Source organism: Actinoplanes utahensis (genome assembly GCF_016862455.1).
GTDB classification, from domain to species: domain Bacteria; phylum Actinomycetota; class Actinomycetes; order Mycobacteriales; family Micromonosporaceae; genus Actinoplanes; species Actinoplanes utahensis.
Genome location: NZ_BOMZ01000024.1, coordinates 1 through 6,639 on the forward strand (window position 1 = coordinate 1; position 6,639 = coordinate 6,639).

Here is a 6,639-nt window from a genome sequence, read left to right on the forward strand (position 1 = left end):
TTGGGAGGGCCGGTGGTTGGGAGGGCGGGGTGACGGGATCTCAGTCCGGAACGTAGTCGTCGGAACCGATCGGAAGACTCATGCGAACGAACACGCGATCCCGGCCCGGTCGGATCGACGAGAACGGCCGGCACCCCGGAGAGGGACGCCGGCCGGCGATGCGGAACGGGTCAGGACGCGGCGTTCTTCAGGTCCTGGGCGCGGTCGGTGCTCTCCCACTTGAGGTCCGGGAGCTCGCGGCCGAAGTGGCCGTACGCCGCGGTCTGCTGGTAGATCGGGCGCAGCAGGTCGAGGTCGCGGATGATCGCGGCCGGGCGCAGGTCGAAGACCTCGCCGATGGCCTTCTCGATCCGCTCGACCGGCACGTTCTCGGTGCCGAACGTCTCGACGAACAGGCTGACCGGGTGCGCCTTGCCGATGGCGTAGGCGACCTGGATCTCGCAGCGCTCGGCCAGGCCGGCGGCCACCACGTTCTTGGCGACCCAGCGGGTGGCGTACGCCGCGGAGCGGTCCACCTTCGACGGGTCCTTGCCGGAGAACGCGCCGCCACCGTGCCGGGCGTACCCACCGTAGGTGTCGACGATGATCTTGCGACCGGTGAGGCCGGCGTCGCCCATCGGGCCGCCGATCTCGAACCGGCCGGTCGGGTTGACCAGCAGCCGGTAGCCCTCGGTGTCCAGGCCGAGGCCCTCCAGCTCGGGCCCGATCACGTGCTCGCGCACGTCCGGGGTGAGCAGCGACTCCAGGGAGATGTCGGCGGCGTGCTGCGACGACACGACGACGGTGTCGAGGCGGGCCGGGCGGAGGCCGTCGTACTCGATGGTGACCTGGGTCTTGCCGTCGGGGCGCAGGTAGGGGATCGTGCCGTCCTTGCGGGCGGTCGACAGGCGGCGGGCCAGCCGGTGCGCCAGCGCGATCGGCAGCGGCATCAGCTCGGGCGTCTCCGAGCAGGCGAAGCCGAACATCATGCCCTGGTCGCCGGCGCCCTGGCTGTCCAGCTTGTCGCCGGCCTCGCCCTCGCGCTCCTCGATGGCGGTGTCGACACCCTGCGCGATGTCGGGCGACTGCGAGCCGATGGAGACGCTCACGCCGCAGGACGCGCCGTCGAAGCCCTTCTTCGACGAGTCGTAACCGATCCGCAGGATGGTGTCGCGAACGATGCTGGGGATGTCGGCGTACGCCTGCGTGGTGACCTCACCCGCCACGTGCACCTGCCCGGTGGTGATCAGCGTCTCCACCGCGACCCGGCTGCGGGGGTCCTGCGCGAGCAGGGCGTCGAGAATCCCGTCGCTGATCTGGTCAGCGATCTTGTCCGGGTGGCCTTCCGTGACCGACTCGGAGGTGAACAGGCGGCGTGCCACGGTGCTCCTCAGATTTGTCGAATTACAACGTAACGCGGAAGTGTAGTCAGGGTCGCTCAGCGTGGAGGACCTGGGCTTCCAGGCGCGTGGCGACTTGATCGAAAATCATATCGGCCACATCGTCTTTGGGCAGTTCCCCGTGCGTGGCGGTGAAGCCGTCCGCCCCCAACAGTGTGACGGTGTTGCGGTCCTGACCGAAGACCCGGTCGACCCCTACCTCATTGACGACGATCAGGTCGGCACGCTTACGAACCAGCTTGCCACGAGCGTTCTCCAGCGCGTCGTGAGTCTCCGCGGCGAAGGCGACGAGAATCTGGCCGGGACGCTTGGCCGCGCCCAGTTCGGCCGCGATGTCCGGGTTCGTGACGAGGGTGATCGCGTCGGGCGTACCCCCGTCGGCCTTCTTGATCTTCTGCTCGGCGACCGTCGCGGGCCGGAAGTCGGCGGGCGCCGCGGCCATCACCACGACGTCCGCCGAAGCGGCGGCCTCCACGGTGGCCTTGCGCAGCTCCTCGGTGGTGCCGACCCGGACGAGATCCACTCCGGCGGGGTCCGGCAGCGACACGTTCGCCGAGACGAGTGTCACCCGTGCTCCGCGTGCGGCGGCGGCCTTGGCCAGGGCGTACCCCTGTTTGCCGGACGAGCGGTTGCCCAGGAAGCGGACCGGGTCGAGCGGCTCGCGGGTGCCGCCGGCGGTCACCACGACGTGCCGGCCGGCGAGATCGAGATCAAGACCCCTGCGGTGTACGCGCATCGCGATCTCGAAGATCGCGGAGGGATCCGGGAGCCGCCCCTTGCCGGTGTCCTTCCCGGTCAGCCGGCCGACGGCGGGCTCGATCACGATCGCCCCGCGCTCCCGCAGCGTGGTCACGTTCGCCCGGGTCGCCGGGTTCTCCCACATCTCGGTGTGCATGGCCGGCGCGTACACGATCGGGCACGTGGCCGTGAGCAGCGTGTTGGTGAGCAGGTCGTCGGCGATCCCGTGGGCCGCCTTGGCCAGCAGGTCGGCGGTGGCGGGCGCGACCACGACCAGCTCCGCGGCCCGGCCGATCCGCACGTGCGGCACCTCGTGCACGTCGTCCCACACGCCGGTGGCGACCGGCCGGCCGGAGAGGGCCGCCCAGGTCGGCTCGCCGACGAACTTCAGCGCCGACGCGGTGGGGACCACCCGGACGCCGTGCCCCGACTCGGTGAACAGGCGAAGCAGCTCACACGCCTTGTAGGCGGCGATGCCCCCGCCCACGCCCAGCACGATCTCGGTCACGAATCCCCCATCGGCACGAAACGACCTCAGATGACAATTGATCCCGCGCCCATCATGCGGGACGCGGGATCAAGAGATCGAGTCAGATCACGGGTTGTCGGTCGCCTCGGCGGTCAGCAGCCCGGCGTTGATCTCACGCATGGCGATGGAGAGCGGCTTCTCCTGCGGGGTGGTCTCCACCAGGGGGCCGACATACTCCAGGAGGCCCTCGCCGAGCTGGCTGTAGTAAGCGTTGACCTGGCGGGCGCGCTTAGCCGCGAAGATCACCAGCGAGTACTTCGACGAGGTCTTGTCGAGCAGCTCGTCGATGGGCGGGTTGGTGATGCCTTCGGGGTTCGCGATGGTTCCCACGTGGTAAATCCTTAATGCTCGTGTGCCAGGTATAACGAACCGAGCAATCCTACCAGCTCGTCAGCAGCACGTTCGACGAAGTCGTTGATTACGGTGACGTCGAATTCCGACTCGGCGGCCAGCTCCTCGTCGGCATGAGCGAGACGGCGCTTGATCGTCTCCTCGTCGTCGGTGCCCCGGCCGATCAGGCGGCGCTGGAGCTCCTCGACGCTCGGTGGGGCGAGGAAGACCAGCTGGGCGTCCGGCATGGCGGCCCGCACCTGCCGCGCGCCCTGCAGATCGATCTTCAAGAGAACGGGCCGGCCCTCTTTGAGCCAGCCCTCGACCTGTGCGCGGGGCGTGCCGTAGAGGTTGCCCGCGAATTCGGCCCACTCCAGCAGCTGATTACCGTCGATCAGTCGCTGGAACTCGGCCCTGGTCGCGAAGTGATAGTGCTCGCCGTCGGTCTCGTAATCGCGCTTCTTGCGGGTCGTCACCGACACCGAGAGTCTGATCCACGGCGAGCGCAGCCGGATCAGCTCGATCACACTGTCCTTCCCGACCCCTGAGGGGCCGGAAAGAACGGTGAGGCGGGCCTCCGGCTGCGCGTCGTCATCCATGCTCACGGCTCATTCCTACACGAGCCGGTGAGTCAGTTCGCAGCGAACTCCCCCAGGAGGGCCTTGCGCTGCTGGTCGCCGAGACCCCGGAGCCGGCGGCTCTCGGCGATCTTCAGCTTCTCCATGATCTGGGTCGCACGGATCTTGCCGATGCCCGGCAGCGCCTGAAGCACGGCCGAGACCTTCAGCTTGCCGACGACCTCGTCGCCTTCCGCGCGCTCGAGCACGGCGGCGAGGGTGGTCTTGCCGGACTTGAGCTGTTCCTTCAGCTCAGCCCGAGCCTTGCGAACTTCCGCGGCCTTCTCGAGCGCAGCTTGGCGCTGTTCGGGGCTCAGTGACGGGAGCGGCACCAGTTCTCCTCAGGTCCCAGAGCGGCGGTAGTTCATACCGGCGCTTGTCGTGAAACGTGGTGTGCCAGGTAACCAAAGGGGCATGTGGTTCCCAGCGCCGGGAGAACTAGCGGTCAAATCGGCTTTCGGCAACGTGGGGGTACCCCCGGCACGGCTCTGCGGCAGGCTGATAAGCAGGCCGTTTCACCCGAGCGCGGCGCGCACGCCGGCCAGAACCCGGTCCGTCGCGGCCCTCAGATCGGCGATCTCCGGGCCCGCGGCGAGAACCTCGCGTGAGTACGACGGCAACACGTTGTGCAGGCTTTCGCCGAAGACGGCACGCAGGTCATCGGGCGTCCCACCCTGGGCTCCGAGGCCCGGAGCGAGCAGCGGACCGTTGACCGCGGAGAGGTCGTGGCCGGTCTCGCCGATCGTCGCGCCGACCACCAGACCGAGACTGCCGAGCGGCTGCGCACCCGCATTGACCTGGGAAATCTCATCGATCACCGTTTGCGCGACAGTTTTTCCGCCCACCGTGACAGCGTGCTGGACGGCCGGCCCCTCGGGGTTCGAGGTGAGCGCGAGGACGAAGACGCCACCCCCGTGAGCGGCCGCCAGGTCGAACGCCGGCTGCAAAGATCCGACTCCGAGATAGGGACTCACAGTAATCGCGTCAGAACAGAGGGTACTCACAGGATTCAGATACGCGTCGGCGTACGCGGCCATCGTCGAGCCGATGTCGCCACGCTTCACGTCCAGAAGGACAAGAGCACCGGCCTCTCGGGACTGTCGGATAGTTGACTCAAGAACAGCGACGCCACGTGAGCCAAATCTCTCAAAAAATGCGGACTGTGGCTTCAGGACAGCCACCCGATCGGCCAGCGCCTCGACCACCGTACGGGCGAAGCGCTCCAGGCCGGTGATGTCGTCGGTGAGGCCCCACCGCTCCAGAAGAGATGCATGCGGATCGATGCCGACGCACAGTGGGCCACGCTCCGCAACCGCCTTGTGGAGTCGTTCGCCGAAGGTCTCCATGAACAATTCCTTCTCTCGTGTCAGCTAGCCGCCACCGCGGCGGTGATTCCCGCGGTAATGCGGGCGAGATCCGCGTCGTCGGTGACGAACGGCGGCATGGTGTAGATCAGGTCCCGGAACGGCCGCAGCCAGACGCCCTCGGCCACCGCCGCCGCGGTCGCGGCCGCCATGTCCACCGGGTGGTCCAGTTGCACGACGCCGATGGCGCCCAGGACCCGCACGTCGGCGACCCCACGACGTCCGCGGAGCGGTTCCAGGCCGTCCTTCAGAGCGGTTTCGATTCTCGGTACGCTCGTCGCCCACCCGCCCGCACCCGCGCGTTCGTCGTGCCCCGCCCGCCGGCCGCCGGCCGGAAGGTCGCCACGCCCGCCCCGGCCCGCAAGGTCGCTGCGCTCGCCCCGACCCGCAAGGTCGCTGCGCTCGCCCACGCCCGCAAGGTCGTGTGTGCCGCGCCCGCCGGTCCGCAGGAGGTCCAGGGAGGCCAGGGCGACGGCACAGGCCAGGGGGTTCCCCATGAACGTCGGGCCGTGCGCCAGCCCGCCGCCCTCCCCCGCCGAGATCGCCGCGGCCACCTCACGGGTGCACAGCGTCGCCGCGAGGGTCAGGTATCCACCGGTCAGGGCTTTGCCCAGGCACATGATGTCCGGGCTCGCCCCGGCGTGATCGGCGCCGAAGAACCGGCCCGTCCGGCCGAACCCGGTCGCGATCTCGTCGAAGATCAGGAAGATCCCGTGCGCGGCCGTCGCCTCGCGCAGCACCCGCAGGTACTCCGGATGGTGGAACCGCATCCCGCCCGCACCCTGCACCACCGGCTCGACGATCACGGCGGCGATCTCGTCCGCGTGCCGTTCGATCATGGCGGTCAGCTCGGCGGCGTAGCGCTCGTCCCACTCCGCGGGCGGCGGACCGGCGAAGATCTGCACCGGGAGGACACCGGTCCAGAGGGTGTGCATCCCGCCGACCGGATCGCAGACGCTCATCGGATGGAAGGTGTCGCCGTGATATCCGCCACGCCAGGTCGCGAGGCGGCGCCGTCCGGGCCGGCCCAGCGCCTTCTGCGCCTGGAGCGCCATCTTGATCGCCACCTCCACGCCGACCGAGCCGGAGTCGCAGAGGAAGACGTGTTCGAGGCCGTCCGGCGTGATCTCCACCAGTTGGGCCGCGAGCCGGATCGCCGGCTCGTGGGTGAGCCCGCCGAACATCACGTGGCTCATCCGCCCCGCCTGGCCGGCCAGGGCCGCGTCCAGCACCGGGTTCCGGTAGCCGTGGATCGCCGCCCACCAGGACGACATCCCGTCGATCAGTTCGCGGCCGTCGGCCAGGCGCAGCCGTACGCCCTCGGCGCTCTCCACGAGGTAGGGGTCGGAACGGCCGGGCATCGGCCCGTAGGGATGCCACACGTGCGCCCGGTCCAGCGCCAGCAGATCCTCCGCGCTCAGACCGTCCGCGCCGCCGGAGATCCCCCCGTCCACGACCGGGCCCGCGCCACGAAGACCCCGGACGCCCGCGCCGTCCGAATCCGTGCTGCCCGCGCCATCCGAACTCGGGTTCCCCGTGCCATCGAGGCTGTCGCTGCCCGCGCCATCCGAATCCGTACAGCCCGCGCCATCAAGGTGAGTGCTGCCCATGCCATGGAGGTGAGTGGTGTCCGCGCCGCCGCTACCCGGGCCAGGGCGACCCGCGCCGCCGCTACCCGGGCC

At 69.4% G+C, this 6,639-nt stretch carries 7 protein-coding genes; all 7 read right to left on the reverse strand.

Translation table 11 applies throughout. The features are described 5' to 3' along the window. Positions 1 to 170: 170 nt before the first annotated feature. The 7 genes from metK to bioA all read right to left on the reverse strand — a co-directional run bounded on the left by metK (position 171) and on the right by bioA (position 6,411). Positions 171 to 1,361: a methionine adenosyltransferase gene (gene metK / locus Aut01nite_RS07485; RefSeq protein WP_043528486.1), complete on the reverse strand. Its 1,191-nt coding sequence runs from the start codon at positions 1,359 to 1,361 to the stop codon at positions 171 to 173. Positions 1,362 to 1,407: 46 nt separating this feature from the next. Then, positions 1,408 to 2,625: a bifunctional phosphopantothenoylcysteine decarboxylase/phosphopantothenate--cysteine ligase CoaBC gene (gene coaBC / locus Aut01nite_RS07490; RefSeq protein WP_043528488.1), complete on the reverse strand. Its 1,218-nt coding sequence runs from the start codon at positions 2,623 to 2,625 to the stop codon at positions 1,408 to 1,410. Positions 2,626 to 2,712: 87 nt separating this feature from the next. Next, on the reverse strand, positions 2,713 to 2,976 hold the full coding sequence (gene rpoZ, locus Aut01nite_RS07495) for a DNA-directed RNA polymerase subunit omega (RefSeq protein WP_015623990.1): 264 nt from the start codon (positions 2,974 to 2,976) through the stop codon (positions 2,713 to 2,715). Positions 2,977 to 2,987: 11 nt separating this feature from the next. Then, positions 2,988 to 3,575, reverse strand: coding sequence for a guanylate kinase (gmk, locus tag Aut01nite_RS07500; protein WP_083999473.1), 588 nt, complete (start codon positions 3,573 to 3,575; stop codon positions 2,988 to 2,990). A 32-nt stretch (positions 3,576 to 3,607) separates the two neighbouring features. Beyond that, positions 3,608 to 3,925, reverse strand: coding sequence for an integration host factor, actinobacterial type (gene mihF, locus Aut01nite_RS07505; protein WP_043528493.1), 318 nt, complete (start codon positions 3,923 to 3,925; stop codon positions 3,608 to 3,610). 183 nt (positions 3,926 to 4,108) lie between these two features. Continuing rightward, positions 4,109 to 4,939: an orotidine-5'-phosphate decarboxylase gene (pyrF, locus tag Aut01nite_RS07510; protein ID WP_043528494.1), complete on the reverse strand. Its 831-nt coding sequence runs from the start codon at positions 4,937 to 4,939 to the stop codon at positions 4,109 to 4,111. Positions 4,940 to 4,959: 20 nt separating this feature from the next. Further along, positions 4,960 to 6,411: an adenosylmethionine--8-amino-7-oxononanoate transaminase gene (bioA, locus tag Aut01nite_RS07520; RefSeq protein WP_307837473.1), complete on the reverse strand. Its 1,452-nt coding sequence runs from the start codon at positions 6,409 to 6,411 to the stop codon at positions 4,960 to 4,962. Positions 6,412 to 6,639: the final 228 nt, after the last annotated feature.

Excerpts from the sequence above, each read along its gene's own strand:
- gmk (WP_083999473.1), bottom strand. The coding sequence starts at position 3,575 with ATGGATGACGACGCGCAGCCGGAGGCCCGCCTCACCGTTCTTTCCGGC.
- pyrF (WP_043528494.1), bottom strand. The coding sequence starts at position 4,939 with ATGGAGACCTTCGGCGAACGACTCCACAAGGCGGTTGCGGAGCGTGGC.